Annotated in this window: 21 protein-coding genes and 3 rRNA genes; 4 read left to right on the top strand and 20 right to left on the bottom strand. The window is 67.8% G+C overall.

The window, feature by feature from the left end:
- Nucleotides 1–84: 84 nt before the first annotated feature.
- The 5 genes from OG959_RS21340 to OG959_RS21320 form a co-directional block, all read right to left on the bottom strand.
- Nucleotides 85–1,752, bottom strand: coding sequence for a bifunctional uroporphyrinogen-III C-methyltransferase/uroporphyrinogen-III synthase (locus OG959_RS21340; protein WP_326660720.1), 1,668 nt, complete (start codon nucleotides 1,750–1,752; stop codon nucleotides 85–87).
- Nucleotides 1,749–2,735 carry a hydroxymethylbilane synthase gene (hemC, locus tag OG959_RS21335; RefSeq protein ID WP_326660718.1) on the bottom strand — a complete coding sequence of 329 codons (987 nt, stop codon included), beginning with the start codon at nucleotides 2,733–2,735 and terminating at the stop codon, nucleotides 1,749–1,751. The genes OG959_RS21340 and hemC overlap by 4 nt, the downstream gene beginning before the upstream one ends.
- A complete protein-coding gene (locus tag OG959_RS21330; protein ID WP_326660716.1) occupies nucleotides 2,732–4,228 on the bottom strand; it encodes a glutamyl-tRNA reductase in 1,497 nt (498 codons plus the stop codon). The genes hemC and OG959_RS21330 overlap by 4 nt, the downstream gene beginning before the upstream one ends.
- Nucleotides 4,225–4,998, bottom strand: a complete 774-nt coding sequence (locus OG959_RS21325; protein ID WP_326660714.1) for a redox-sensing transcriptional repressor Rex — start codon at nucleotides 4,996–4,998, stop codon at nucleotides 4,225–4,227. Before OG959_RS21325 ends, OG959_RS21330 begins: the two co-directional genes overlap by 4 nt.
- A 272-nt stretch (nucleotides 4,999–5,270) precedes the next feature.
- A complete protein-coding gene (locus OG959_RS21320; RefSeq protein ID WP_219573192.1) occupies nucleotides 5,271–5,546 on the bottom strand; it encodes a glutaredoxin family protein in 276 nt (91 codons plus the stop codon).
- 149 nt (nucleotides 5,547–5,695) lie between these two features.
- On the opposite strand from OG959_RS21320, the gene OG959_RS21315 reads away from it, so the two are divergent.
- The 3 genes from OG959_RS21315 (at nucleotide 5,696) to OG959_RS21305 (ending at nucleotide 9,188) form a co-directional block, all read left to right on the top strand.
- Nucleotides 5,696–6,640, top strand: coding sequence for an HAD family hydrolase (locus OG959_RS21315; protein ID WP_326660712.1), 945 nt, complete (start codon nucleotides 5,696–5,698; stop codon nucleotides 6,638–6,640).
- 348 nt (nucleotides 6,641–6,988) lie between these two features.
- The gene (locus OG959_RS21310; protein ID WP_024490754.1) at nucleotides 6,989–7,765 is read left to right on the top strand and encodes an ECF subfamily RNA polymerase sigma factor, BldN family; all 777 of its coding nucleotides are present in this window, start codon (nucleotides 6,989–6,991) and stop codon (nucleotides 7,763–7,765) included.
- 226 nt (nucleotides 7,766–7,991) lie between these two features.
- Nucleotides 7,992–9,188 carry a DUF5667 domain-containing protein gene (locus OG959_RS21305; protein WP_326660709.1) on the top strand — a complete coding sequence of 399 codons (1,197 nt, stop codon included), beginning with the start codon at nucleotides 7,992–7,994 and terminating at the stop codon, nucleotides 9,186–9,188.
- A 164-nt stretch (nucleotides 9,189–9,352) separates the two neighbouring features.
- Here OG959_RS21305 and OG959_RS21300 read toward each other — a convergent pair whose 3' ends face one another.
- The 12 genes from OG959_RS21300 to OG959_RS21245 all read right to left on the bottom strand — a co-directional run bounded on the left by OG959_RS21300 (nucleotide 9,353) and on the right by OG959_RS21245 (nucleotide 23,097).
- The gene (locus OG959_RS21300; protein WP_326660708.1) at nucleotides 9,353–10,381 is read right to left on the bottom strand and encodes a lysophospholipid acyltransferase family protein; all 1,029 of its coding nucleotides are present in this window, start codon (nucleotides 10,379–10,381) and stop codon (nucleotides 9,353–9,355) included.
- A 15-nt stretch (nucleotides 10,382–10,396) separates the two neighbouring features.
- Entirely contained in the window at nucleotides 10,397–11,473 is a 1,077-nt protein-coding gene (locus OG959_RS21295; protein ID WP_326660706.1) for an NAD-dependent epimerase/dehydratase family protein, read from the bottom strand.
- A gap of 242 nt (nucleotides 11,474–11,715) precedes the next feature.
- A complete protein-coding gene (locus tag OG959_RS21290; protein ID WP_003948845.1) occupies nucleotides 11,716–11,814 on the bottom strand; it encodes a 30S ribosomal protein bS22 in 99 nt (32 codons plus the stop codon).
- A 110-nt stretch (nucleotides 11,815–11,924) separates the two neighbouring features.
- Nucleotides 11,925–12,137 (bottom strand): helix-turn-helix domain-containing protein, encoded by a 213-nt coding sequence (locus OG959_RS21285; protein ID WP_123460011.1) that lies wholly within the window; start codon nucleotides 12,135–12,137, stop codon nucleotides 11,925–11,927.
- A 128-nt stretch (nucleotides 12,138–12,265) separates the two neighbouring features.
- Nucleotides 12,266–13,081, bottom strand: coding sequence for a phosphatase (locus OG959_RS21280; protein WP_326660703.1), 816 nt, complete (start codon nucleotides 13,079–13,081; stop codon nucleotides 12,266–12,268).
- 94 nt (nucleotides 13,082–13,175) lie between these two features.
- Nucleotides 13,176–14,348, bottom strand: a complete 1,173-nt coding sequence (locus OG959_RS21275) for an acetoin utilization protein AcuC (protein ID WP_326660701.1) — start codon at nucleotides 14,346–14,348, stop codon at nucleotides 13,176–13,178.
- Nucleotides 14,317–15,522, bottom strand: coding sequence for an MFS transporter (locus OG959_RS21270; protein ID WP_326660699.1), 1,206 nt, complete (start codon nucleotides 15,520–15,522; stop codon nucleotides 14,317–14,319). The genes OG959_RS21275 and OG959_RS21270 overlap by 32 nt, the downstream gene beginning before the upstream one ends.
- Nucleotides 15,523–15,564: 42 nt before the next feature.
- Nucleotides 15,565–16,209, bottom strand: coding sequence for an HAD family hydrolase (locus OG959_RS21265; RefSeq protein ID WP_326660697.1), 645 nt, complete (start codon nucleotides 16,207–16,209; stop codon nucleotides 15,565–15,567).
- 73 nt (nucleotides 16,210–16,282) lie between these two features.
- Nucleotides 16,283–16,399: ribosomal RNA gene (rrf, locus tag OG959_RS21260) — 5S ribosomal RNA — on the bottom strand.
- Nucleotides 16,400–16,478: 79 nt separating this feature from the next.
- Nucleotides 16,479–19,603: ribosomal RNA gene (locus OG959_RS21255) — 23S ribosomal RNA — on the bottom strand.
- A 301-nt stretch (nucleotides 19,604–19,904) separates the two neighbouring features.
- Nucleotides 19,905–21,430, bottom strand: a 16S ribosomal RNA gene (locus OG959_RS21250).
- The 16S, 23S and 5S rRNA genes sit together here, the layout of an rRNA operon.
- Nucleotides 21,431–22,074: 644 nt before the next feature.
- Complete coding sequence (locus OG959_RS21245) at nucleotides 22,075–23,097, bottom strand: GlxA family transcriptional regulator (protein ID WP_326660695.1); 1,023 nt, start codon at nucleotides 23,095–23,097, stop codon at nucleotides 22,075–22,077.
- Nucleotides 23,098–23,171: 74 nt separating this feature from the next.
- Here OG959_RS21245 and OG959_RS21240 point away from each other — a divergent pair, with 74 nt between their 5' ends.
- Nucleotides 23,172–23,756 (top strand): cysteine hydrolase family protein, encoded by a 585-nt coding sequence (locus OG959_RS21240; RefSeq protein WP_326660692.1) that lies wholly within the window; start codon nucleotides 23,172–23,174, stop codon nucleotides 23,754–23,756.
- A gap of 75 nt (nucleotides 23,757–23,831) precedes the next feature.
- Here the strand turns inward: OG959_RS21240 and proC are convergent, their stop codons facing one another.
- From proC to OG959_RS21225, 3 genes are read right to left on the bottom strand one after another with little or no spacing between them, the layout of a single operon-like run.
- Entirely contained in the window at nucleotides 23,832–24,641 is an 810-nt protein-coding gene (gene proC / locus OG959_RS21235; protein WP_326660690.1) for a pyrroline-5-carboxylate reductase, read from the bottom strand.
- Nucleotides 24,642–24,700: 59 nt separating this feature from the next.
- On the bottom strand, nucleotides 24,701–25,468 hold the full coding sequence (locus tag OG959_RS21230; RefSeq protein WP_326660688.1) for an ABC transporter permease: 768 nt from the start codon (nucleotides 25,466–25,468) through the stop codon (nucleotides 24,701–24,703).
- The gene (locus OG959_RS21225; protein ID WP_326666524.1) at nucleotides 25,465–26,229 is read right to left on the bottom strand and encodes an ABC transporter ATP-binding protein; all 765 of its coding nucleotides are present in this window, start codon (nucleotides 26,227–26,229) and stop codon (nucleotides 25,465–25,467) included. Before OG959_RS21225 ends, OG959_RS21230 begins: the two co-directional genes overlap by 4 nt.
- Nucleotides 26,230–26,259 lie beyond the last annotated feature (30 nt).

Genomic DNA, 26,259 nt, shown 5'->3' with positions numbered 1-26,259 from the left:
CTTACCGACACCTCTGCCGGGAAAACGGGCGGGGCCCGGCCGCTTCACGAAGAAGCGACCGGGCCCCGAACCCGCTCCACCTGATCAGGTCGTCGTACGACGCCGCCGCGCACCCGGACGGCGCTCGCTCGGCCGCGTCACCGGGTCACCGGCCTCCTTCGCCGCGTCCCGGCGCTGCGCGCCGAACTCGGCGAGGGCCTCAGCCAGCTTGTGCACCGAGGGCTCCGGAGAGAGGACGTCGACGCGCAGACCGTGCTCCTCGGCGGTCTTCGCCGTGGCCGGGCCGATACACGCGATGACCGTCACGTTGTGCGGCTTGCCGGCGATGCCGACGAGGTTGCGCACCGTCGAGGACGAGGTGAAGAGCACCGCGTCGAAACCGCCGCCCTTGATGGCCTCACGCGTGTCGGCGGGCGGCGGCGAGGCGCGGACCGTGCGGTACGCGGTGACGTCGTCGACCTCCCAGCCGAGCTCGATGAGACCGGCCACCAGCGTCTCGGTGGCGATGTCGGCACGCGGCAGGAAGACACGGTCGATCGGGTCGAAGACCGGGTCGTAGGGCGGCCAGTCCTCCAGCAGACCCGCGGCGGACTGCTCACCCGAGGGCACCAGGTCCGGCTTCACACCGAAGTCGACGAGCGCGGCGGCGGTCTGCTCGCCGACGGCCGCGACCTTGATCCCGGCGAAGGCACGGGCGTCGAGCCCGTACTCCTCGAACTTCTCGCGGACCGCCTTCACCGCGTTGACCGAGGTGAACGCGATCCACTCGTAGCGGCCCGTGACCAGGCCCTTGACCGCCCGCTCCATCTGCTGCGGCGTACGCGGCGGCTCGACGGCGATCGTCGGGACCTCGTGCGGCACGGCACCGTACGAACGCAGCTGGTCGGAGAGCGACGCCGCCTGCTCCTTCGTACGCGGCACGAGCACCTTCCAGCCGAACATCGGCTTGGACTCGAACCACGCGAGCTGGTCGCGCTGGGCGGCGGAGCTGCGCTCCCCGACCACGGCTATGACGGGCTGGTGCCCGTCCGGCGACGGCAGGATCTTGCCCTGCTTGAAGACCTGGGCGATCGTGCCGAGCGTCGCCGTCCAGGTGCGCTGGCGCGTCGTCGTGCCGGCGACCGTCACGGTCAGCGGGGTGTCGGGCTTGCGGCCCGCCGAGACCAGCTCGCCGGCGGCCGCGGCCACCGCGTCGAGCTGCGTCGAGATCACGCACGTGGAGTCGCTGGCGCCGACCTCGCTCCAGCAGCGGTCCGAGGCGGTACGGGCGTCGACGAACCGGACGTCCGCGCCCTGCGCGTCGCGCAGCGGTACCCCGGCGTACGCGGGCACACCGACGACGTTGGCGACGCCCGGCACGACCTCGAACGGAATGCCCGCGGCGGCGCAGGCCAGCATCTCGCCGCCCGCGTTGCCGTCGAGACCGGGGTCACCGGAGACGGCACGGACGACCCGCCTGCCGCCCTTCGCGGCCTCCATGACAAGATTGACCGCATCCCTGAGAACGGGAACACCGGCGGCTGTTGACTGCGCGTCAACAACCGTCAGCTCAGGCGTGCTTACGCCTGCCCGCGCATGGCAGCGGACGACGCCGAGAACGTCTGGCTCGGCGACAAGAACGTCCGCGCTCGCAAGCGCCTCGACGGCGCGCAGAGTCAGCAGTCCCGGGTCGCCGGGACCGGCGCCGAGGAAGGTGACGTGCCCTGCGGACAGGACCGGGTAATCGGATGCGGCGTGGCCGGTGGGGCTCAAAGTGCTCGCTCCCCCATAAGACCGGCCGCACCCTTGGCGAGCATCTCGGCCGCGAGTTCGCGACCGAGGGCCGCCGCGTCGTCGTGCGACGTGGGGACGGGACCGGTGGTGGACATCTGTACCAGCGAGGAACCGTCGATGGAACCGACGACACCGCGCAGGCGCAGTTCGTTGACAGCCTGGCCGTCGGCCAGGAGGTCGGCCAGCGCACCCACAGGTGCGGAGCAGCCGGCCTCCAGGGCGGCGAGCAGGGATCGCTCGGCGGTCACGGCGGCCCGGGTGTACGGGTCGTCGAGCTCGGCGAGCGCGGCGGCGAGGTCGGCGCTGCTGGCAGCGCACTCGATCGCCAGTGCTCCCTGGCCGGGAGCGGGCAGAACGGTGTCGACCGACAGGAAATCGGTCACCTCACCGCTCCGTCCGAGGCGGCTGAGCCCGGCCGCGGCGAGTACCACCGCGTCGAGTTCACCGCTTCGTACAAATCCGATACGCGTATCGACGTTGCCGCGGATCGGCACGGTCTCGATGTCGAGGCCGTGACTGCGGGCGTACGCGTTGAGCTGCGCCATGCGGCGCGGCGAGCCGGTGCCGACGCGGGCGCCGGACGGCAGCTGCTCGAAGGTCAGCCCGTCGCGCGCCACCAGGGCGTCACGCGGGTCCTCGCGCACCGGCACGGCGGCCAGTACGAGGCCCTCGGGCTGCGCGGTCGGCAGGTCCTTGAGCGAGTGGACGGCGAAGTCCACCTCGCCGCGCAGCAGCGCGTCGCGCAGCGCGGCGACGAAGACGCCGGTGCCGCCGATCTGCGCGAGGTGCTCGCGGGAGGTGTCCCCGTACGTGGTGATCTCGACGAGTTCGACGGCGCGCCCGGTCACCTCGCTGACCGCGTCGGCCACCAGGCCGGACTGCGCCATGGCGAGCTTGCTGCGCCGGGTCCCCAGCCTCAGCGGCTGGGTTGACCCCGCGCCCAGGGGTGAGTTGTCGGTCATGACCGCCCTCGATTCGGGTCGTTCAGGTCTGCCCGGGAGACGGCGGCGACCGTCTGCGGGTCGAGGTCGAAGAGTTCCCGCAGCGCATCGGCGTACCCGGCGCCGCCGGGCTCGCTGGCGAGCTGCTTGACCCGCACGGTGGGCGCGTGCAGGAGCTTGTCGACGACGCGGCGCACGGTCTGCGAGATCTCGGCGCGCTGCTTCTCGTCCAGGTCGGGAAGGCGCCCGTCCAGGCGTGCGATCTCGCCCGCGACCACTCCGGCGGCCATCGTGCGCAGGGCGACGACGGTGGGAGTGATGTGGGCGGCGCGCTGGGCGGCACCGAAGGCGGCGACCTCGTCGGCGACGATGCTGCGCACCTGGTCCACATCGGCGGCCATCGGGGCGTCCGCGGACGCCTCCGCGAGCGACTCGATGTCGACGAGGCGCACACCGTCGAGGCGGGCGGCGCCGCCGTCGATGTCGCGCGGCATGGCCAGGTCCAGCAGGGCGAGCCGGACGGGGCCGGTGGACTGGGCCGGGATCCGGCGGACCGCGCGGGCCTGCGCGGTCGCGGTGGCGGAACCGTTCTCCACCCACGCGGCGTGCTGCTCGTCCGGCTCGACGGGCGGCCCGGCGACGGGTACGGCGGGCGCCTCGTACGCGGGGGCCGGGTCAAGACCGAGCGCTCCGGCGACGGCCTCGGCGCTCAGGACGAGCCCGGTGGCGCCGGTGCAGGAGACGACGACGTCGGCACGTGTCAGTTCGTCGGAGACGGCGGCCATCTCCACGGCGTGGGCGGCCACACCGGTGCCGCCGGCCTGGCCCAGGATCTCGACCAGGCGGTCGGCGCGGGCACGGGTGCGGTTGGCGACGACGATCTCGGCGACACCGGTACGGGCCAGGGTCGCGGCGGCCAGCGAGGACATCGAGCCCGCGCCGATCACCAGGGCGCGCTTGCCCTTCGCCCAGGCCACGGGGTCACGGCCGTCGGCGAGCTGTTCCAGGCCGAAGGTGACGAGCGACTGCCCGGCCCGGTCGATCCCGGTCTCGCTGTGGGCGCGCTTGCCGACCCGCAGGGCCTGCTGGAAGAGGTCGTTCAGCAGCCGGCCGGCGGTGTGGAGCTCCTGCCCCAGCGCCAGCGCGTCCTTGATCTGGCCGAGGATCTGACCCTCGCCCACGACCATCGAGTCCAGTCCGCAGGCCACCGAGAAGAGGTGGTGGACGGCCCGGTCCTCGTAGTGCACATAGAGATAGGGAGTGAGCTCGTCCAGGCCGACGCCGCTGTGCTGGGCGAGCAGCGTGGACAGCTCGGCGACGCCCGCGTGGAACTTGTCCACGTCGGCGTACAGCTCGATGCGGTTGCAGGTGGCGAGGACGGCGGCCTCGACAGCGGGCTCCGCGGCGAGGGTGTCCTGCAGCAGCTTGGCCTGGCTGTCGGCGGACAGCGAGGCCCGCTCCAGCACGGAGACGGGGGCGCTGCGGTGGCTCAGCCCTACGACAAGGAGACTCATGCCGGCATCACGGCGGGCATGTCCCCGTCGGGTCCCTTCCGGCTGCTGGTCGCGGCGCGCACGGGCGGCGCGTCCGGGTCCGGGCCGCTGTCGGAGGAAGCGGCCTCCTCACCGGCCTTGCGCTGCTCGTGGAAGGCGAGGATCTGCAGCTCGATGGAGAGGTCGACCTTGCGCACGTCGACGCCGTCGGGCACCGAGAGCACGGTCGGGGCGAAGTTCAGGATGGAGGTGACGCCCGCGGCGACGAGCCGGTCGCAGACCTGCTGGGCGGCGCCGGGCGGGGTCGTGATCACACCGATCGAGACGCCGTTCTCGCTGATGATGCGGTCCAGGTCGTCGGCGTGCTGGACGGGGATCCCGGCGACCGGCGTTCCGGCCATCGCGGGATCGGCGTCGATCAGCGCGGCGACCCGGAAGCCGCGGGAGGCGAAACCGCCGTAGTTGGCGAGCGCCGCGCCGAGGTTGCCGATGCCGACGATGGCGACCGGCCAGTCCTGGGTGAGGCCGAGCTCGCGCGAGATCTGGTAGACGAGGTACTCGACGTCGTAACCGACTCCGCGGGTCCCGTACGAACCGAGATAGCTGAAGTCCTTGCGCAGCTTCGCGGAGTTGACCCCCGCCGCCGCGGCGAGCTCCTCGGAGGAGACCGTGGGGACCGAACGCTCGGAGAGCGCGGTCAGCGCACGGAGATACAGCGGAAGTCGGGCGACGGTGGCCTCGGGAATTCCTCGGCTACGGGTCGCCGGTCGGTGATTTCGGCCAGTTGCCACGGTGCTCCTGCGGGATGAGCGGGGCTGCAGGCGGCCGTATGTCCCAAGACCGCCCCGTCGAATGCAGGCTATGTCTTTGTGAACGCGTGCACAAAGATAGTGTCCGTTTTGTCCGGTCAAAGTGACCGGGGTCACGCGCACTCGTCGCGCGATCCAGGAACCACGGATCGCATCAGCCCGTTGCAGGCCCGAAGGGGGCAAAGCGGAACACACTCCTCACAGCCACGCCCCCGAGACCACTCAAAACGCCCACGATGGTAACCAGGTTTCTCTCAGGAAAGCAGCGCGCTGCGCAGTCTTACCGGGTCCACCCGCCAGAACGTGTGCTGTTCGTTATCTACGAGCACCACGGGAATCTGCTCCCAGTACTCCTTGTACAGCTCCTCGTCCCGGGTGATGTCCTTCTCCTCCCAGGAGGCGCCGGTCTCCTCGCAGACCGCCCGCACCACCGCCCGGGCGTCGTCACAGAGGTGACACCCCGGCTTCCCGACCAGGGTCACCACGCGGTCGGCGGGCTTCTTCTTCGTACGACGCAGCAGGGCACTCATACCTCTCATTCTGCGCCGCTCCCGGCCCCGTTCCGCCCTTGAACCGGTACGCCCGGGAATCGCCCGTTTAACGCGTCGGTCTCCGAGAGTTCACGCCGCCGCATCCCGGCAGGTCGGGAAGGAGCGGGGTGACTGGCTATGCTCACGGCATGGCCGCTCTTGGATGGCTCACACCGCGTAGGCGTTCCGCGACAGCACGCAGCGTGCTGGCGGGCGAAGCGGCGGCGGAGGCAGCACGGAAGTCCTCGCTCGCCGCCGAACAGTCCGCCGGCGCCGAGGAAGGCACCGCGCAGGACGGGGAACCCGAGTTCCCCGTCGTCGGCGACGACCGGGCCGCCGCCTTCTTCGACCTCGACAACACCGTCATGCAGGGCGCCGCGATCTTCCACTTCGGCCGCGGCCTGTACAAGCGGAAGTTCTTCGAGCGCCGCGAGCTCACCCGGTTCGCCTGGCAGCAGGCCTGGTTCAGGCTGGCCGGCGTCGAGGACCCCGAACACATGCAGGACGCCCGCGACAGCGCCCTGTCCATCGTCAAGGGCCATCGCGTCTCCGAGCTGATGTCGATCGGCGAGGAGATCTACGACGAGTACATGGCCGACCGCATCTGGCCCGGCACCCGCGCGCTCGCCCAGGCCCACCTCGACGCCGGCCAGAAGGTCTGGCTGGTCACCGCCGCCCCGGTGGAGACCGCCACGATCATCGCCCGCAGGCTCGGCCTGACCGGCGCGCTGGGCACCGTCGCCGAATCGGTCGACGGCGTCTACACCGGACGCCTGGTCGGCGAACCCCTGCACGGCCCCGCGAAGGCCGAGGCGGTACGCGCCCTGGCCGCGGCCGAGGGCCTGGACCTGGCCCGCTGCGCGGCGTACAGCGACTCGCACAACGACATCCCGATGCTGTCCCTGGTCGGGCACCCGTACGCGATCAACCCGGACGCCAAGCTCCGCAAGCACGCACGCGCCCGGGACTGGCGGCTGCGCGACTACCGGACCGGCCGCAAGGCCGCCAAGGTCGGCATCCCGGCCGCCGCCGGCGTGGGCGCTCTCGCCGGCGGCACCGCGGCGGCCGTCGCCCTGCACCGCCGCCGCCACTGACCCTGCCGCCGCAGGCCGCCGGGGCCGGGCCACGCCCGGCCCCCGCCGCCAATCGGGACCCCATACCCACCGACCGCTCCGGCCAGTCGGGTTACCCGCACTCGACCACAACCCGTCGCGGCCTGTGACAGATCTCGAAGTAATCCGATCAATAACCGGTCACGATGTGCTACTTGATGCGTCGAATAGTCGCTACAGAAGCGACGTAATCGATGATTTGAGCAACTGGGTGTAGCACTGCCTGTACGAAGCGTTATTCTCCTCAGACGCATTCCGGAACCCACCACTCACTACGACGAGTGACGGTTTCGCACTGCACGTGATGGAAGCTCTGCCTCTGGGAGTCCCGTGTACCCACACGTCGGGGTTGACGCCTCGGGCCTGGCTACGCTGCGCGCAACGGTCGGCGACCGCTTGCGCGGCTTCGTCCCCACCGCGTACGCCGTACCCGCCTTTGCCACCCCTGCACCTGCCGGCCCCTGCTACGCCCTGGCCGAACGCGGCGCGGCGGTCGGAAGACGCAGCAACCGCGGCGCAACGACCACGTCCACCGTTCGTCGGCCGACCGCCGACAGCGACAGCGCGCGCATGATGGATCTCGTCGAGCGCGCACAGGCCGGTGAGGCTGACGCCTTCGGCCGCCTCTATGACCAGTACAGCGACACCGTGTACCGCTACATCTACTACCGGGTGGGCGGCAAGGCGACGGCGGAGGATCTCACGAGTGAGACCTTCCTCCGCGCCCTGCGGCGCATCTCCACCTTCACCTGGCAGGGCCGCGACTTCGGCGCCTGGCTGGTCACCATCGCTCGCAACCTGGTCGCCGACCACTTCAAATCCAGTCGTTTCCGACTGGAAGTGACCACCGGCGAGATGCTCGACGCCAACGAGGTCGAGCGCAGTCCCGAGGACTCCGTCCTGGAGTCCCTCTCCAATGCCGCACTGCTGCAAGCCGTGCGCCGACTCAATCCCCAGCAGCAGGAGTGCGTGACCCTGCGCTTCCTGCAAGGCCTCTCGGTCGCCGAGACCGCCCGGGTGATGGGCAAGAACGAGGGCGCGATCAAGACCCTGCAGTACCGCGCCGTCCGCACCCTCGCCCGGCTCCTTCCGGACGATGCCCGCTGACCCCACCCCCGGACCGAGTCACTCTCGGCGATATGTTCATCACGCACTGGTCCGATCATCTTTCGTGCGTAACCCCAATGCCGCGCCGCTCGTTGTGCCGGTTGCAGGCTCCCTGTCGTCACCCCATGTCCGCAGACACTCACTCAATCGTGTGGATGCGCTCAAGGTGTGCAACCTTCCGGACCCACAGGGGAGTCGACCGTCATGACGAGAGGAGGTGCCGCCAGTGATCGCAAACGTTTCGGCACACCGGCGGGCGAACGCCTTCGCCCAGGCCCTGGAGGAGCAGTCGCTCCGCGGTGCGGCGGCCGTACAGCCCGAGGACCCGGCCGAACAGGCCGACCCCGGACCGCTGTTGGCCCTGGCGAACGGCCTCGGTGAGCTACCGAAGCCGGAGTTGGACCCCGAGGTCAAAGTGGTGCAGCGAGCCCAGCTCGTCGCCGCCATGGAGGCCATGTTCGCCGAGGGCGGCGCGTCCGCGGACCCTACGGTGCCCGAACAACGGGGCAAGGGGGCCCACCGGGCCTCGCCACTCCGGAAACTGCGCCCCAGATCCCGCTGGACGAAGGGCCTCGCGGCCGGCGGGCTCACCGTCGGTGTGGCCGCGGGAGCCTTCGGCGGCGTGGCCGCTGCCAGTTCCGACGCCCTGCCGGGTGACTCCCTCTACGGGCTGAAGCGCGGCATGGAGGACATCCACCTCGGCCTGGCCGACGGTGACACGGACCGCGGCGAGGTCTACCTGGACCAGGCCTCGACCCGGCTCAGCGAAGCCCGCAGGCTGATGGAGCGCGCCCGCTCCGGCGACCTGGACCACGAGCAGCTCGGCGAGGTCAGACGCACGCTGGACCGCATGACCCACGACGCCACGGAGGGCCACCGCCTGCTCCACGCCGCCTACGAACGCGACGGCGGGATCGGGCCCATCCAGACCCTCGACTCCTTCTCCCGCACCCACCGCGACAGCTGGAGCAGCCTCCGCGACCGCCTCCCCGTACAGCTGACCGACATCGGCGACCAGGTGAGCTCGGTCTTCGCAGCCATAGACCAAGAGGTCGAACCGCTGCAGTCGCTGCTCCCCCGCCCCCTGGAGACGGACAGCGGATCCAAGGAGTCCGGCACCACCGGCAACGGCTCGGCACCGTCCTCCCGTTCGCACCCCCCGTCGCCCTCGTCGCCCTCCGGCACCCACGACAGCAGTGCGGGCACCAGCTCCTCGCCCCGCCCGTCGGGCTCGGGCAGCAGCCCCGCGGACGGCCTGATCGGCGGCGGCACGGATGGCCTGCTCGACCCGCCGTCCCCCGACGCCACCACACCGTCGCAGGACACACCGAGCACGACCCCGTCGCCGGACATCACCCTGCCGCCCCTGATCCCCGGCCTGATCGGCGGTCTGGGAATCGACGCCCAGGACGACAAGAACTGACGCACCCGGGGCGGCCTCACCAGGGCCGCCCCGCCCAGCCCTATCAAGCCCGTCCGGCGCTTGAGGACAAAGCCCGCGCCCCGGCGCACCCGCACCCGAGGCCAACCAACCCCAGCCCGTCCGGCGATTGAGGACAAACGCCACGCCCGGGCACCCGGGCAACGTCAGAAGAACACCGACCGCCGCTGCACCAGCAACTTGTACAGCGTGTGCTGAATCTGCTCCCGCACCTGATCCGTCAGGTTGAACATCAGCATCGGATCCTCCGCCGCCTCCACCGGATACCCGTCCGTGGGAATCGGCTCACCGAACTGGATCGTCCACTTCGTCGGCAACGGCAGGGCTCCCAGCGGCCCCAGCCAGGGAAACGTCGGCGTGATCGGGAAGTACGGGAAACCCAGCAGCCGCGCCAGCGTCTTCGCGTTTCCGATCATCGGGTAGATCTCCTCCGCCCCCACGATCGAGCACGGCACGATCGGCACCCCGGCCCGCAACGCCGTGGAGACGAAACCGCCCCGCCCGAAGCGCTGCAGCTTGTACCGCTCGCCGAACGGCTTGCCGATGCCCTTGAACCCCTCCGGCATCACGCCGACGACCTCGCCCTGCCGCAGCAGCCGCTCCGCGTCCTCCGCGCAGGCCAGCGTGTGGCCGGCCTTGCGGGCCAGCTCGTTCACGACCGGCAGCATGAAGACCAGGTCCGCAGCGAGCAGCCGCAGATGCCGCCCCGCCGGATGGTTGTCGTGCACCGCGACCTGGAGCATCAGCCCGTCCAGCGGCAGCGTCCCCGAGTGGTTGGACACGATGAGCGCCCCACCGTCCGACGGGATGTTCTCGATGCCCTTCACCTCGACCCGGAAGTACTTCTCGTACATCGGCCGCAGCATCGACATCAGGACCTGGTCGGTGAGCTCCTCGTCGTAACCGAACTCGTCGACGTCGTACTCGCCCGTGAGCCGCCGCCGCAGGAACGCGAGTCCGCCCGCGATCCGCCGGTCCCAGCCAGCGCCTCCCACGCCCTCAGGGGCCGCCACGGCCTCCTCCTGCCCCTCCGGCGGCAGCGCGGCCGCCGGCTGCCCGGGCAGGGCGCTGACGGACCCCGTGCCGCGTCCCGAGGTTCGCCGGCGCGCAGCACGCGGCACGCCTCCTGACCGCGAACGGTCGTCGTCGAACGGAATGACCTTGGCATCCGCCATCGTCGGTGCGCTCCTCTACCTGACGCTCGGAGTCGGGTGTGTGTCGCCGCTGCTCCCCGGGGCCCCGGCGAACGGCAGCGCGGCCAGCCGGTCGACGGCCCGGCCCACCGCCGCGGGCGGCAGCAGCCCCGGACCCCGGCTGCGCGCGAACTCGGCGAACGTCTCCGCCGTGGAGAACCGCGGGCGGAAGCCCAGCGTCTCGCGCATCTGGACCGTGGAGACCACCCTGCCATGGGTGAGCAGCCGGATCTGTTCCGGCGAGAAGTCCGTCATGCCGACGGTACGCAGCGCCTGCCCGACCCACGTCACCGCGGGCAGCAGCAGCGGCATCGTCGGCCGCCCCAGCCGCCGCGCGCACTGCGAGAGCAGCAGCACCCCGTCCCCCGCGATGTTGAACGTGCCGCTGTTCAGCGTCCCGCGCCGCGGCTCGCCCGAGGCGATACCGAGGACGTCGAGGACGTCGTCCTCGTGGACGAACTGGAGCCTCGGGTCGTACCCGAACACCGTCGGCAGGACCGGCAGCGCCAGATAGTCGGCGAGCGGCGAGTCCGGGTCGGGCCCCAGGATGTTCGCGAACCTCAGCACGCACACGGCCACGTCCGGCCTGCGGCGCGCGAAGCCCCGTACGTACCCCTCGACCTCCGCCGCGTCCTTCGCGAAGCCGCCGCCGGGCAGCGACTTGGGCGGGGTCGTCTCGTGGAAGACCGCCGGATCGCGGGGCGCGGAGCCGTACACGCCCGTACTGGACTTGACCACCATCCGCCGGACCGACGGCGCCTTCTGACAGGCGCCGAGCAACTGCATCGTGCCGATGACGTTGGTCTCCTTGACCGCGGTACGCCCCTGGGCCCCGAGCGCCTTGCCGCTGACGTCCAGGTGCACGACCGTGTCGACCATGTGCTCGGCGAGGACCCTGGCGATGGCGGGCTGGCGGATGTCCGCGCGCACGAAGACGGCGTCGCCCAGCCGGTGCCCGGGCGCGACCGCGTCGACCGCGATCACCCGGTCCACGTCCGGTTCACGCTGGATGCGCCGCACGAACCGGCCGCCCAGCTGCCGGGCCGCTCCCGTGACGAGCACGACCTTCCCCAAGATCAGCGCCTTCCGTCGGTCTCCGTGAGGTGATGGAAGGGGTGCCCGCGAAAAGGCACTCCCCCGGTCGTCACCGTAGCGGGTGGATGGTGCCCTGTGACGTCTGCGCGGCGGCGTTCTCCCGCGTCTTGGCCCGAATGTGCGCACCCGCCGCCCGCACCGCCGCGTACCGGGCCCGCACAGCACCGCAGCCCTCCCGCCTCATCGGCGAAAGGGCTGCGGATTTCACGAACTGCGTTCGCTTACTTCTTGTTGCGACGCTGAACGCGCGTGCGCTTGAGCAGCTTGCGGTGCTTCTTCTTGGCCATCCGCTTACGCCGCTTCTTGATAACAGAGCCCACGACTACCCTCGCTCACTTCTTCTTCACTGGTGCGGGGCGTCTGGGCCCACACGACCTACGTCGGCCTAGCCTACCCGCCACCGCGTGAGGTACGTAATCCGAGGGGAACGTCAGGCCGTCCCCACCCCCACGAAGGACTCGCGGAGATACTCGTGAACCGCTTGCTCCGGCACCCGGAAGGACCTTCCCACCCGGATCGCCGGCAGATGACCACTGTGCACCAAGCGGTACACGGTCATCTTCGACACTCGCATGACCGAGGCGACTTCCGCCACGGTCAGAAACTTGACCTCGTTGAGAGGCCTCTCGCTGTCAGCAGCCATGACCCACCTGTACCTTCCGCACGAGACGCGCACCGGCTTCCCCTCCGGTGACTCTTCGTCGTTGTGCGCTCACTCCCCAGATTAGGGGCGGGTGATGCGAGTGGGGAAGAGGAGAGACGATCGGCCGCCTACTGTGACAGACACGCCCGATTGAGCACATAGCGCGTCAGCGGCAGGTAGTAGGCGGACCGCACGCCGTCGTCGAGCGGAACGGCGACCGCGACCCGGCCCTCCGCCTCCCCGACGAACAGCGCCGGATCGTCCGTATCCGCCAGGCCCATCGCCTCGATGCCCAGCTGACCTGCCCCGCAGACCCAGCCGTGGTCCCCCACGACGAGTTCCGGCAGCGGCCCGCGGGCCTCCGCCGCGGCCTCCAGGGCCACCCTCAGCGGCAGCGGTGAGTGGGTGTGTGCGCCGGTGCCACCACCGGGCACCCGCGCGCCGGGTTCGCGCACCAGCGCGACTCCCCGTACGTAGTCGAGGTTGTACGTGCGTACCCCGAACCGGGTCGTTATGTCGATACGTCGCCCCTGCGCGGGGGTGAGTACGGCACACCCGACCGCCGACAGGGCGTCTGCCAGCGCTGCGTAGAAACCGATCAGCCGATGCGGATGCCCCGTCCCGAACAGCACCGGCGCCCGCCGGACCGCCGCGTCCGACAACCGCTCGGCAAACGCGTCAAGACCCGCCATCGTCCGCTCCGGATCGATCACGTCGGGACCCGACACATGGGACGGGTCGTCCGAGACCCCGCACTTGTCGGCCATGAGCCGCAGCAGGTCCCGCTCCCCCCACCCCCGTCCGGGATCGAGTCCCAGCGTCACCCGAGGGTCCCTGGCCGCGAACAGCCGATAACTCCGCAGGCTCGTCTCCCGCGAGGTGGCCACGGGCCCGGCCAGCCGGGCCGCCAGCAGATGCGCACGCAGCGCTCCGGTGCTCAACACCCTGCCGATGCTCCCCCACCGCCGGCGCCGGGGGGCCAAAACCCGGATTACGCCCCACAGTTGGCGTAACCGGAACGCGCCACCGCTCCAGCCGTCAGGTCAGCAGCCCCCGCAGCGGAAACGCCGCACGCCGGGTCGCGAGGACCGCCTGATCCAGCCGGTCCGCAGGGTCGTAGCCGTCCTCCCACGCCTTCCACGACGGAGTACGCCCGTCCGTCATCCGGGCCGGCCCCAGCTGCCGGGTCCGGGCGTAGACCTCGTCGCGCCAGGACGACGGGATCACCGACTCCGGATCCACGGGCGCGTGCGCGGCGATCCCCACCAGATGGGTCCAGGACCGCGGCACCACGTCCACCACCGCGTACCCGCCCCCGCCGAGCGCCACCCAACGCCCGCCCTCCGCGTACTCATGAGCCAGATCGTGGCAGGCCGCCATCACGGCCCGCTGCGCGTCCAGCGACACGGCGAGATGGGCCAGCGGGTCCTCGAAGTGCGTGTCGGCCCCGTGCTGCGTCACCAGGACCTGCGGCCGGAAGTCCGCCAGCAGCTCCGGCACCACCGCGTGGAACGCCCGCAGCCATCCGGCGTCCCCCGTGCCGGCCGGCAGCGCCACATTGACCGCACCACCCTCGCCCGCCCCGGCACCCGTCTCCTCCGGCCACCCGGTCTGCGGGAAAAGGGTGCGCGGGTGCTCGTGCAGCGAGATGGTCAGTACCCTCGGGTCCTCCCAGAACGCCGCCTGCACCCCGTCACCGTGATGCACGTCCACATCGACGTACGCGACCCGCTCCGCCCCCAGCTCCAGCAGCCGCGCGATGGCGAGCGCCGGATCGTTGTAGATGCAGAAACCCGCCGCCCCGCCTGGCATGGCGTGATGGAGCCCGCCGGAGAAGTTCACGGCGTGCCCGGTCTCGCCCCGCCACACGGCCTCGGCCGCCGCCACCGACTGTCCGGCGATCAGCGCCGACACCTCGTGCATCCCGGCGAACGCCGGATCGTCCGTCGTCCCGATCCCGTACTTCTGGTCCGCGGCCCGCGGATCGGCGGACGCGGCCCGCACCGCCGCCACGTAGTCCGACCGGTGCACGAGCCGCAGCGTCGAGTCCCCGGCCGCCTTCGCCGCCACGACATCCACCGCCCGGTCGAGACCGAACGCCCGTACCAGGCCCATCGTCAGGGCGAGCCTGACCGGATCCATGGGATGACTGTCCCCGAAGTCGTATCCCGTTACTGCGTCATCCCACATCAACTGTGCGCGGCCGCTCATGCCCGCCACCGTATCGGGCAGGCTCCGCGCCGAACGACTTGGCGTACACGAGCGTCGCGAGCACCAGCACCATCGGCACGAGCATCGCGCCCCGGTAGCTCCACGCGTCCCCGAGCGCCCCCACCAGGGGCGAGCCCACCAGGAACCCCACGTAGTTGAAGATGTTCAGCCGCGCGATGGCGGTATCGCTCGCCCCGGGGAACATCCGCCCGGCGGCCGCGAACGTCTGCGGCACGATCACACAGAGCCCGAGCCCCAGCATCGTGAACCCGAGCATCCCCACCCAGGCCCCACCCGCGACGGCCACCACCCCGAAACCGGCAGCGGCCAGCACACTCCCCGACCGCACCACGGCCACGGCACCGAACCGCCGCACCCCGAAGTCCCCGACGGCCCGCCCGAGCAGCGTCGTCACCATGTACACGTTGTACGGGACCGTCGAAAGCTGCTCCGAACTCCCCAGCACATCCTGCAGATACTTCGCGCTCCAGTTCGAGACCGTCGAATCCCCGATGTACGCGAAACACATCACCAGACAGAGCGGCATCAGCAGCTTGAACGAAACCGACCCGGCCGCACCCCGCGCCGCACCCTGCTGCCGCTCGTCCTCCTGCTTCCCCTCGACGTACCACCGGCTCCCGATGAACGCGACAGGCAGCAGCACGACGACCACCGGAAGGTACGAGACCAGCAGCGAGAGATCCCAGTGAGCTCCGGCCCACGCCATGGACGCCCCGGCGATCCCGCCCAGGCTGTACGCGGCGTGGAAGCCGAGCATGATGGAGCGCCCGTACGCCCGCTGGAGACTGACCCCCATCATGTTCATGGAGGCGTCCAGCGCACCTACGGACAGCCCGAACACACCGAGCGCCAGGGCCGCTTCCCACACCTCGCTCCCGGCACCGACGCCGAGCAGCGCAAGCAGCACCACCGGCTGCGCCCACCGCAGGACGACCCTCGGACGTACCCGTGCGACCACCTTCTCGGTGACCACGCTGCCCACACCGGCCAGGATCGGCACGGCGGCGAGGAACACGGGCAGCAGGCCGTCGGATATCCCGTACCGGTCCTGAATGGCGGGGATCCGGGTCACGAGGAGAGCGAAGGTGACGCCCTGCACGAAGAAGCTCAACGCAAGGGAGGCTCTGCCGTGCCGCAAACGTGCATCTGTCATGGGCGCGAGCGTAGGGCCAGTCTCTACCCATGGGTAGAGACGTCAGGCAAGCAATTCCCGCAGCTGTCCCATGTCGGAGAAATGCCCGGTCACACCGGTCAGCCGGTCCGCCGGCATCATCGACGTGAACCCGTACACGTCCATGCCCGCGGCCCTGGCCGCCTCGACGCCCAGCGGGCTGTCCTCGATGACGACGCACCGCTCGGGAGCGACACCCATCCGCTCGGCGGCGAGGAGGAACAGGTCGGGTGCCGGCTTCCCCCGGCCCACGTCCTCGGCCGAGAAGATCCACTCCTCCTCGAACCACTGATCGAGCCCGGTCCGGTGATGGCTGACCCGGATCCGCTCGTGGCTGCTGGAGGAGGCGACGCAGTACGGGATCCCGTCGGCGACGAGCTCCCCCAGCACCTCCTGCACGCCGGGGACGGGTTCCAGCTCCCGCTGGAACGCGGCGAAGATCCGTGAGTGGAGCGTGTCGTCGAAGTCCGCGGGCAGCTTCTCCCCGCCCCGCTCCTCGACGAGGTCGTGCACCCGGTGCACGGCGGACCCCATGTAGTCACGGAGGGACTCCTCGTACGAGGTGGGGTGCCCGAGCTCGGTGAGGTAGCCGGCCAGGATGGTGTTGGAGATCGGCTCGCTGTCCACGAGCACACCGTCGTTGTCGAAGATGACCAGTTCGTAGCGCATGCCACGACCTTAAACGGTCGGAACGCAGAAAAGCCCCGTGCCACAAGGGCACGGGGCTTAACTATCAAAAGGAGTTCGGCGGCGTCCTACTCTCCCACAGGGTCCCCCCTGCAGTACCATCGGCGCTGAAAGGCTTAGCTTCCGGGTTCGGAATGTAACCGGGCGTTTCCCTAACGCAATGACCACCGAAACACTATGAAATTAACCAACACCGGAACAAAACACGGCCGTTCGTTATTTCAGAACTAACACAGTGGACGCGAGCAACTGAGGACAAGCCCTCGGCCTATTAGTACCAGTCAGCTCCACCCGTTACCGGGCTTCCACATCTGGCCTATCAACCCAGTCGTCTACTGGGAGCCTTAACCCTTCAAGAGGGTGGGAATACTCATCTCGAAGCAGGCTTCCCGCTTAGATGCTTTCAGCGGTTATCCTTTCCGAACGTAGCCAACCAGCCATGCCCTTGGCAGGACAACTGGCACACCAGAGGTTCGTCCGTCCCGGTCCTCTCGTACTAGGGACAGCCCTTCTCAATATTCCTACGCGCACAGCGGATAGGGACCGAACTGTCTCACGACGTTCTAAACCCAGCTCGCGTACCGCTTTAATGGGCGAACAGCCCAACCCTTGGGACCGACTCCAGCCCCAGGATGCGACGAGCCGACATCGAGGTGCCAAACCATCCCGTCGATATGGACTCTTGGGGAAGATCAGCCTGTTATCCCCGGGGTACCTTTTATCCGTTGAGCGACAGCGCTTCCACAAGCCACTGCCGGATCACTAGTCCCGACTTTCGTCCCTGCTCGACCCGTCGGTCTCACAGTCAAGCTCCCTTGTGCACTTACACTCAACACCTGATTGCCAACCAGGCTGAGGGAACCTTTGGGCGCCTCCGTTACTCTTTAGGAGGCAACCGCCCCAGTTAAACTACCCATCAGACACTGTCCCTGATCCGGATCACGGACCCAGGTTAGACATCCAGCACGACCAGAGTGGTATTTCAACGACGACTCCACAACCACTGGCGTGGCCGCTTCAAAGTCTCCCACCTATCCTACACAAGCCGAACCGAACACCAATATCAAACTATAGTAAAGGTCCCGGGGTCTTTCCGTCCTGCTGCGCGAAACGAGCATCTTTACTCGTAGTGCAATTTCACCGGGCCTATGGTTGAGACAGTCGAGAAGTCGTTACGCCATTCGTGCAGGTCGGAACTTACCCGACAAGGAATTTCGCTACCTTAGGATGGTTATAGTTACCACCGCCGTTTACTGGCGCTTAAGTTCTCAGCTTCGCCGACCCGAAAGTCAGCTAACCGGTCCCCTTAACGTTCCAGCACCGGGCAGGCGTCAGTCCGTATACATCGCCTTACGGCTTCGCACGGACCTGTGTTTTTAGTAAACAGTCGCTTCTCGCTGGTCTCTGCGGCCACCCCCAGCTCAGGAAGCAAGTTCCCTCACCAGTGATGGCCCCCCTTCTCCCGAAGTTACGGGGGCATTTTGCCGAGTTCCTTAACCATAGTTCACCCGAACGCCTCGGTATTCTCTACCTGACCACCTGAGTCGGTTTAGGGTACGGGCCGCCATGAAACTCGCTAGAGGCTTTTCTCGACAGCATAGGATCATCCACTTCACCACAATCGGCTCGGCATCAGGTCTCAGCCTTAATGTGTGACGGATTTACCTACCACACGGCCTACACCCTTACCCCGGGACTACCACCGCCCGGGCTGGACTACCTTCCTGCGTCACCCCATCGCTTACCTAGTACAAGTCTGGTTCGTCGGCTCCACCACTACCCTCAACTCCGAAGAGATCGGGCCGGCTTCACGGACTTAGCATCGCCTGATTCAGTATTGGGCGTTTCAAAGCGGGTACCGGAATATCAACCGGTTGTCCATCGACTACGCCTGTCGGCCTCGCCTTAGGTCCCGACTTACCCTGGGCAGATCAGCTTGACCCAGGAACCCTTAGTCAATCGGCGCACACGTTTCTCACGTGTGTATCGCTACTCATGCCTGCATTCTCACTCGTGAACCGTCCACAACTCGCTTCCGCGGCTGCTTCACCCGGCACACGACGCTCCCCTACCCATCCCAGCCCCCGTTGGGGGTACATGCTGGAATGACACGACTTCGGCGGTACGCTTGAGCCCCGCTACATTGTCGGCGCGGAATCACTTGACCAGTGAGCTATTACGCACTCTTTCAAGGGTGGCTGCTTCTAAGCCAACCTCCTGGTTGTCTCTGCGACTCCACATCCTTTCCCACTTAGCGTACGCTTAGGGGCCTTAGTCGATGCTCTGGGCTGTTTCCCTCTCGACCATGGAGCTTATCCCCCACAGTCTCACTGCCGTGCTCTCACTTACCGGCATTCGGAGTTTGGCTAAGGTCAGTAACCCGGTAGGGCCCATCGCCTATCCAGTGCTCTACCTCCGGCAAGAAACACACGACGCTGCACCTAAATGCATTTCGGGGAGAACCAGCTATCACGGAGTTTGATTGGCCTTTCACCCCTAACCACAGGTCATCCCCCAGGTTTTCAACCCTGGTGGGTTCGGTCCTCCACGAAGTCTTACCTCCGCTTCAACCTGCCCATGGCTAGATCACTCCGCTTCGGGTCTTGAGCGCGCTACTAAATCGCCCTATTCGGACTCGCTTTCGCTACGGCTTCCCCACACGGGTTAACCTCGCAACACACCGCAAACTCGCAGGCTCATTCTTCAAAAGGCACGCAGTCACGACTGCATGTGCAAGCACACACAGCGACGCTCCCACGGCTTGTAGGCACACGGTTTCAGGTACTATTTCACTCCGCTCCCGCGGTACTTTTCACCATTCCCTCACGGTACTATCCGCTATCGGTCACCAGGGAATATTTAGGCTTAACGGGTGGTCCCGCCAGATTCACACGGGATTTCTCGGGCCCCGTGCTACTTGGGTGTCTCTTAAACGAGCCGTTGATGTTTCAGCTACGGGGGTCTTACCCTCTACGCCGGACCTTTCGCATGTCCTTCGCCTACATCAACGGTTTCTGACTCGTCTCACGGCCGGCAGACCATGAAAAAGAGATCCCACAACCCCGCATGCGCAACCCCTGCCGGGTATCACACGCATACGGTTTGGCCTGATCCAGTTTCGCTCGCCACTACTCCCGGAATCACGGTTGTTTTCTCTTCCTGAGGGTACTGAGATGTTTCACTTCCCCTCGTTCCCTCCACACTGCCTATGTGTTCAGCAGCGGGTGACAGCCCATGACGACTGCCGGGTTTCCCCATTCGGAAACCCCCGGATCAAAGCTTGGTTGACAGCTCCCCGGGGACTATCGTGGCCTCCCACGTCCTTCATCGGTTCCTGGTGCCAAGGCATCCACCGTGCGCCCTTAAAAACTTGGCCACAGATGCTCGCGTCCACTGTGCAGTTCTCAAACAACGACCAGCCACCCATCACCCCGCTCCGAAGAACGAGTTCACTGGGGCCGGCAACCGAAGGACAGACTCAAATGAGCCCGTACCTTCAGATACCCAACAGCGTGCCCGACCCGATCAACCCGTTCCCGTTTTCCACGCCGAAGCAGTACTAACGAAACCGTGCTCATCGTGCCGAATAGTCAACGTTCCACCCTTGAGCAACCACCGTCGAACATTTGCCGACGAAATGGTCTCTGGATTCCTTGCGGAATCTAGATGCTCCTTAGAAAGGAGGTGATCCAGCCGCACCTTCCGGTACGGCTACCTTGTTACGACTTCGTCCCAATCGCCAGTCCCACCTTCGACAGCTCCCTCCCACAAGGGGTTGGGCCACCGGCTTCGGGTGTTACCGACTTTCGTGACGTGACGGGCGGTGTGTACAAGGCCCGGGAACGTATTCACCGCAGCAATGCTGATCTGCGATTACTAGCAACTCCGACTTCATGGGGTCGAGTTGCAGACCCCAATCCGAACTGAGACCGGCTTTTTGAGATTCGCTCCGCCTCGCGGCATCGCAGCTCATTGTACCGGCCATTGTAGCACGTGTGCAGCCCAAGACATAAGGGGCATGATGACTTGACGTCGTCCCCACCTTCCTCCGAGTTGACCCCGGCAGTCTCCTGTGAGTCCCCATCACCCCGAAGGGCATGCTGGCAACACAGAACAAGGGTTGCGCTCGTTGCGGGACTTAACCCAACATCTCACGACACGAGCTGACGACAGCCATGCACCACCTGTCACCCGACCACAAGGGGGGCCGTATCTCTACGGCTTTCCGGGCGATGTCAAGCCTTGGTAAGGTTCTTCGCGTTGCGTCGAATTAAGCCACATGCTCCGCTGCTTGTGCGGGCCCCCGTCAATTCCTTTGAGTTTTAGCCTTGCGGCCGTACTCCCCAGGCGGGGAACTTAATGCGTTAGCTGCGGCACCGACGACGTGGAATGTCGCCAACACCTAGTTCCCAACGTTTACGGCGTGGACTACCAGGGTATCTAATCCTGTTCGCTCCCCACGCTTTCGCTCCTCAGCGTCAGTAATGGCCCAGAGATCCGCCTTCGCCACCGGTGTTCCTCCTGATATCTGCGCATTTCACCGCTACACCAGGAATTCCGATCTCCCCTACCACACTCTAGCCTGCCCGTATCGACTGCAGACCCGGGGTTAAGCCCCGGGCTTTCACAACCGACGCAACAAGCCGCCTACGAGCTCTTTACGCCCAATAATTCCGGACAACGCTTGCGCCCTACGTATTACCGCGGCTGCTGGCACGTAGTTAGCCGGCGCTTCTTCTGCAGGTACCGTCACTTTCGCTTCTTCCCTGCTGAAAGAGGTTTACAACCCGAAGGCCGTCATCCCTCACGCGGCGTCGCTGCATCAGGCTTTCGCCCATTGTGCAATATTCCCCACTGCTGCCTCCCGTAGGAGTCTGGGCCGTGTCTCAGTCCCAGTGTGGCCGGTCGCCCTCTCAGGCCGGCTACCCGTCGTCGCCTTGGTAGGCCATTACCCCACCAACTAGCTGATAGGCCGCGGGCTCATCCTTCACCGCCGGAGCTTTTAACCTTCCCCCATGAGAGAGAAAGTATTATCCGGTATTAGACCCCGTTTCCAGGGCTTGTCCCAGAGTGAAGGGCAGATTGCCCACGTGTTACTCACCCGTTCGCCACTAATCCACCCCGAAAGGCTTCATCGTTCGACTTGCATGTGTTAAGCACGCCGCCAGCGTTCGTCCTGAGCCAGGATCAAACTCTCCGTGAATGTTTTCCCGTAATCGGGTAGACACCACGAGAGCGGAACAACCGAGTCGGAATAGGACCGGCCGTTCGCTATGTCCTCGCTGTGTGCATTGCCTACCAAGCCGGTAAAGGCCTGGCAGGACTTTCAAAGGAACCTCGAACCTGCCGAAACAGGTCGGGGTATCAACATATCTGGCGTTGACTTTTGGCACGCTGTTGAGTTCTCAAGGAACGGACGCTTCCTTCGTACTCACCCTCTCGGGCTTTCCTCCGGGCGCTTCCCTTCGATCTTGCGTTTCCGACTCTATCAGACTCTTTCGTGTCCGGTTCCCGGTCGAAGCGGGTTTCGCATTCTCGCTTTCCAGTTCTTCGCTTTCGCGCTTTCCCTTTCCGGCGAGTCCGACTCTATCAGATCCTTTCGGGCCTGATTCCCAGTCAGCGGGGCTTGTCCTCGCGGCTGTTGGGCCGTTCCGACGAGTGAGACGTTAGCGGAATCCGGGGCCTCGACGCTAATCGGGGTCACGTTCCTTCGAACGTGGATTCCTCATTTCGCGAATGCGCACGCAGAGACAGGCGACAGCTGTCGCTCGCTCGTTGTGGTTACTGCGGAATGGCTGTCCGGGGACCGACCGGGGTCGGCGCTCACGTCGGACAACTCGGAGCACACTACGGATGCGAGGGGGGCGTGTCAACCCCGGTCCTCGTCGGGGTGCGGTGGAAGGCGAGCCGGTAGTCGCGGGGGCTGGTGCCCAGGTGGGTGGCGAAGTGCTGGCGCATGGTGATCTCGCTGCCGAAGCCCGTGCGGCGGGCCACCTCGGGCAGCGGGAGGTCCGTGCGCTCCAGCAGTTTCTGAGCTGCGGCGATGCGCTGGGCGATCAGCCAGCGCAGCGGTGTGGTGCCGGTGCTCGCCTGGAAATGGCGGGCGAAGGAGCGCGGCGACATGCCGGCCCGGTCGGCCAGCTCCGCCACCGTGTGCGGATCCGCCAAGCGGGTCAGGGCGAAGGCACGGACATCGGCGAGCGTGTCGGCGTCGCGGTCGGTGTGCGGCGTGGGGTGCTCGATGAACTGGGCCTGGGTGCCGGTACGGAAGGGCGCCGTGACCATCGACCGTGCGATCGTCGCCGCCGCCTCGGCGCCATGGGCCGTCCGGACGAGGTGGAGGCAGAGGTCGATACCGGCTGCCGTTCCGGCGGACGTCCAGAGATGGTCGTCGTGGACGAACAAAGCGTCCGGTACGACGGTCACGGCGGGATGGCGGGTGCGCAGGAGGTCCGTGAGGTTCCAGTGGGTGACTGCCCGCCGGCCGTCCAGGAGGCCCGCCTGAGCCAGGGTGAAGGCGCCACCGCAGAGGGCCGCGATCGGCGTCGCGCGGGCGTGAGCGCGGCGCAGGGCTGCGAGGACCGGCTCCGGGGCCGGTGTCACATGGTCGTCGAGCCCGGGGACGACGATCAGGTCGGCGCGGGCCAGCCAGCTCAGCGTGCGGTCGGGGGTCAGGGAGAGGCCGCCGCGCAACGGAATGGGGGCATCGGTGACCGCGGTGCGGTGCAGGTCGAACCGCGGCACTCCGCGGTCCGTACGGTCCACGCCCCATACCTCCGTGATGACCGAGACATCGAACGCCCGGACACCGGGGAAGGAGACGAGGGCGATCCGGGTGGGGGCGGAATGAGGAGTCCCAAGCGTCGGCATGCTGGCAGTAAAGCATCGATCGATGACTTTTTGACCTCTGGGCTGCCGGAGTCCCCAGCGGCAGGATCGTAGCCATGGAGATCGCAGGCAACGCAGCGCTGGTCGTGGTGGAAGTGCAGCAGGGATTCGAGGAGGAGGCGTACTGGGGGCCGCGGAACAATCCCGAGGCGGACGAGAACATCGCCGGGCTGATCGATGCCTGGCAGTCGAGCGGCCGGCCCGTCGTCTTCGTACGGCATGACTCGCCCAAGCCCGATTCGCCGTTGCGGGTGGGATATCCCGGGAACGACTTCAAGCCGTACGTGGAGGAGCGGCGGGGAAAGGGCGGCGGGGCGGAACTGTTCGTGGCGAAGAGCGTGAACTCGGCGTTCTACGGGACGCCGGATCTGGGTGCGTGGCTGAACGCCGCAGGAGTGCGGCAGATCGTGGTGGCCGGGATCCAGACCAATATGTGCGCGGAGACGACGGCGCGGATGGCGGGGAACCTGGGTTACGAGGTGTTCTTCGCGCTCGACGCGACGTACACCTTCGACGGGACCGGTCCGTGGGGGTGGACGCTCGGTGCGCAGGAGTTGGCGCGGGCCACCGCCGTGTCGTTGCACGGCGGTGGGTTCGCGAAGGTGGTGCGCAGTGCGGAGCTGATCGCTGCCGCGGAGTAGGACCCGGGTCGGGTCGTCCCGGGAAAGAAGAAGCGGCCGCGCGACGCCGCGGGGCATCCCCACCCGGGCCCTGGCTCAGCCGTTGCCGGAGGCGAGCTCGCGGCTGCGGTCGCGGGCCGCTTCGAGGGCGGCGATGAGAGCGGCGCGTACGCCGTGGTTCTCCAGTTCGCGGATGGCGCTGATCGTGGTGCCGGCCGGGCTGGTGACGGCCTCGCGGAGCTTGACCGGGTGCTCGCCGCTGTCGCGGAGCATCACGGCGGCGCCGATGGCGGCCTGCACGATGAGGTCGTGGGCCTGGGCGCGGGGCAGGCCGAGCAGGATGCCGGCGTCCGTCATCGCCTCGACGAGGAAGTAGAAGTAGGCGGGTCCCGAGCCGGACAGGGCGGTCGCCGCGTCCTGCTGGGACTCGGGGACGCGCAGGGTCTTGCCGACGCCTCCGAAGATCGACTCCGCGGTGGCGAGGTGTCCGGTGGTGGCGTGGCTGCCCGCGGAGATGACGGACATGCCCTCGTCGACCAGGACGGGGGTGTTCGGCATGACGCGGACCACCGGGGTGCCTGCGGTGAGGCGCTCCTCGATGAAGGCGGTCGTGATGCCGGCCGCGGCACTGATGACCAGGCGGTCGGCGGTGAGGTGCGGCGAGAGTTCGTCCAGGAGACGGCCCATGTCCTGGGGCTTGACCGCGAGGATGAGGATGTCGGCGCGCTTGGCGGCCTCCGCGTTGGTGACCGCGTCGACGCCGTAGCGGTCGTGCAGCTCGGCGGCACGCTCGGAGCGGCGGGTGGTGACCAGCAGGTTCGCCGGACGCCAGCCGGCCCGGATCATGCCGCTGAGCAGGGCCTCGCCGATCTTGCCGGTGCCGAGGACTGCAACTGTCTGGGTCATGCGCTTCACCCTCCGGGCGGTGCTCACGGTTCTCGTGGCGCCATCCTCGCACCGGCCCGTCAGGTGGTGCGGCGGCGGAGGGTGGCTGCGCCGAGGCCGAGGACGAGGAGGGCGCAGCCGCCGACGATCACGACGTCGCGGATGAAGTGTCCGGTGATGTCGGTGTGGTGGAGGACCTCGTTCATGCCGTCGACGGCGTACGACATGGGCAGGACGTTCGAGATCGCTTCCAGGACGGGGGCCATCCGGTCCCGGGCGATGAAGAGTCCGCAGAGCAGGAGCTGCGGGAAGATCACGGCCGGCATGAACTGGACGGCCTGGAACTCGGATGCCGCGAAGGCCGAGACGAACAGGCCGAGCGCCGTGCCCAGCAGGGCGTCGAGCAGGGCGACCAGGAGCAGCAGCCACGGTGATCCGGTGACGTCCAGGCCGAGGGCCCAGACCGAGAGGGCCGTGGCCAGGAGGGACTGGACGATGGCGACGGCGCCGAAGGCGAGCGCGTAGCCGGCGATCAGGTCGCCCTTGCCGAGTGGCATGGCGAGGAGGCGCTCCAGGGTGCCCGAGGTGCGTTCGCGCAGGGTGGCGATCGAGGTCACCAGGAACATCGTGATCAGCGGGAAGATGCCCAGGAGCGAGGCGCCGATGGAGTCGAACGTCTGCGGGCTCCCGTCGAACACGTACCGCAGCAGCGTGATCATCAGAACCGGGATCAGCAGCAGGAGCGCGACCGTGCGCGGGTCGTGCGTCAGCTGGCGCAGGACCCGGCCGGCGGTGGCGAGGGTGCGCGCCGCGCTCAGGGGCGGGGTGCCGGTGGTCGTCGTAGTCATCGGGCGTTCTCCTGACGGGTGGCGGCCGCGTCGACCAGGTGGAGGAAGGCTTCTTCGACGGTGTCGGATCCGGCGCCCCGGCGCAGGGCCTCGGGGGTGTCGTCGGCGAGGATCTCGCCTTCGCGCATCAGGAGCAGCCGGTGGCAGCGCTCGGCCTCGTCCATGACGTGGGACGAGACGAGCAGGGTGGTGCCGCGGTCGGCGGCGAGGCGGTGGAAGAGGTTCCAGAGGTCGCGCCTGAGCACCGGGTCGAGGCCGACGGTGGGTTCGTCGAGGACGAGGAGTTCGGGGGTGCCGAGCAGCGCGACGGCGAGGGAGACGCGGGTGCGCTGGCCGCCGGAGAGGGTGCCGGCGAGGTCGCCGGCGTGGCTGCTCAGGTCCACCTCGGTGATCGCGCGGGTGACGGCCGCGCGGCGGTCCTCCCGGTGCCGGCGGCCCGGCTGGAGGATCGCCGCGAAGTAGTCGAGGTTCTGCCGGACGGTGAGGTCGGTGTAGACGGACGGGGCCTGGGTGACGTATCCGATCCGTGGCCGGAGGGCGGGGTGGCCTGCCGGGCTGCCCAGGACTTCGAGGGTGCCGGTGACCTTGGCCTGGGTACCGGCCACGGCCCGCATCAGGGTGGATTTGCCGCAGCCGGAGGGGCCGAGGAGGCCCGTGATCCTGCCGGGTTCGACGGCGAAGCCGAGGCCCTTCAGGACGGTGCGGCTGCCTCGTACGACGGTGAGGCCACGGGCCTCGATGGCGGCACCCGAAGAATTCATCACGTGATGAATTTTGGTCCCGGTGGGCGC

Source organism: Streptomyces sp. NBC_00385, from assembly GCF_035917155.1.
Lineage (GTDB): Bacteria > Actinomycetota > Actinomycetes > Streptomycetales > Streptomycetaceae > Streptomyces > Streptomyces poriferorum.
This window is presented reverse-complemented; position numbering and strand designations above follow the sequence as displayed.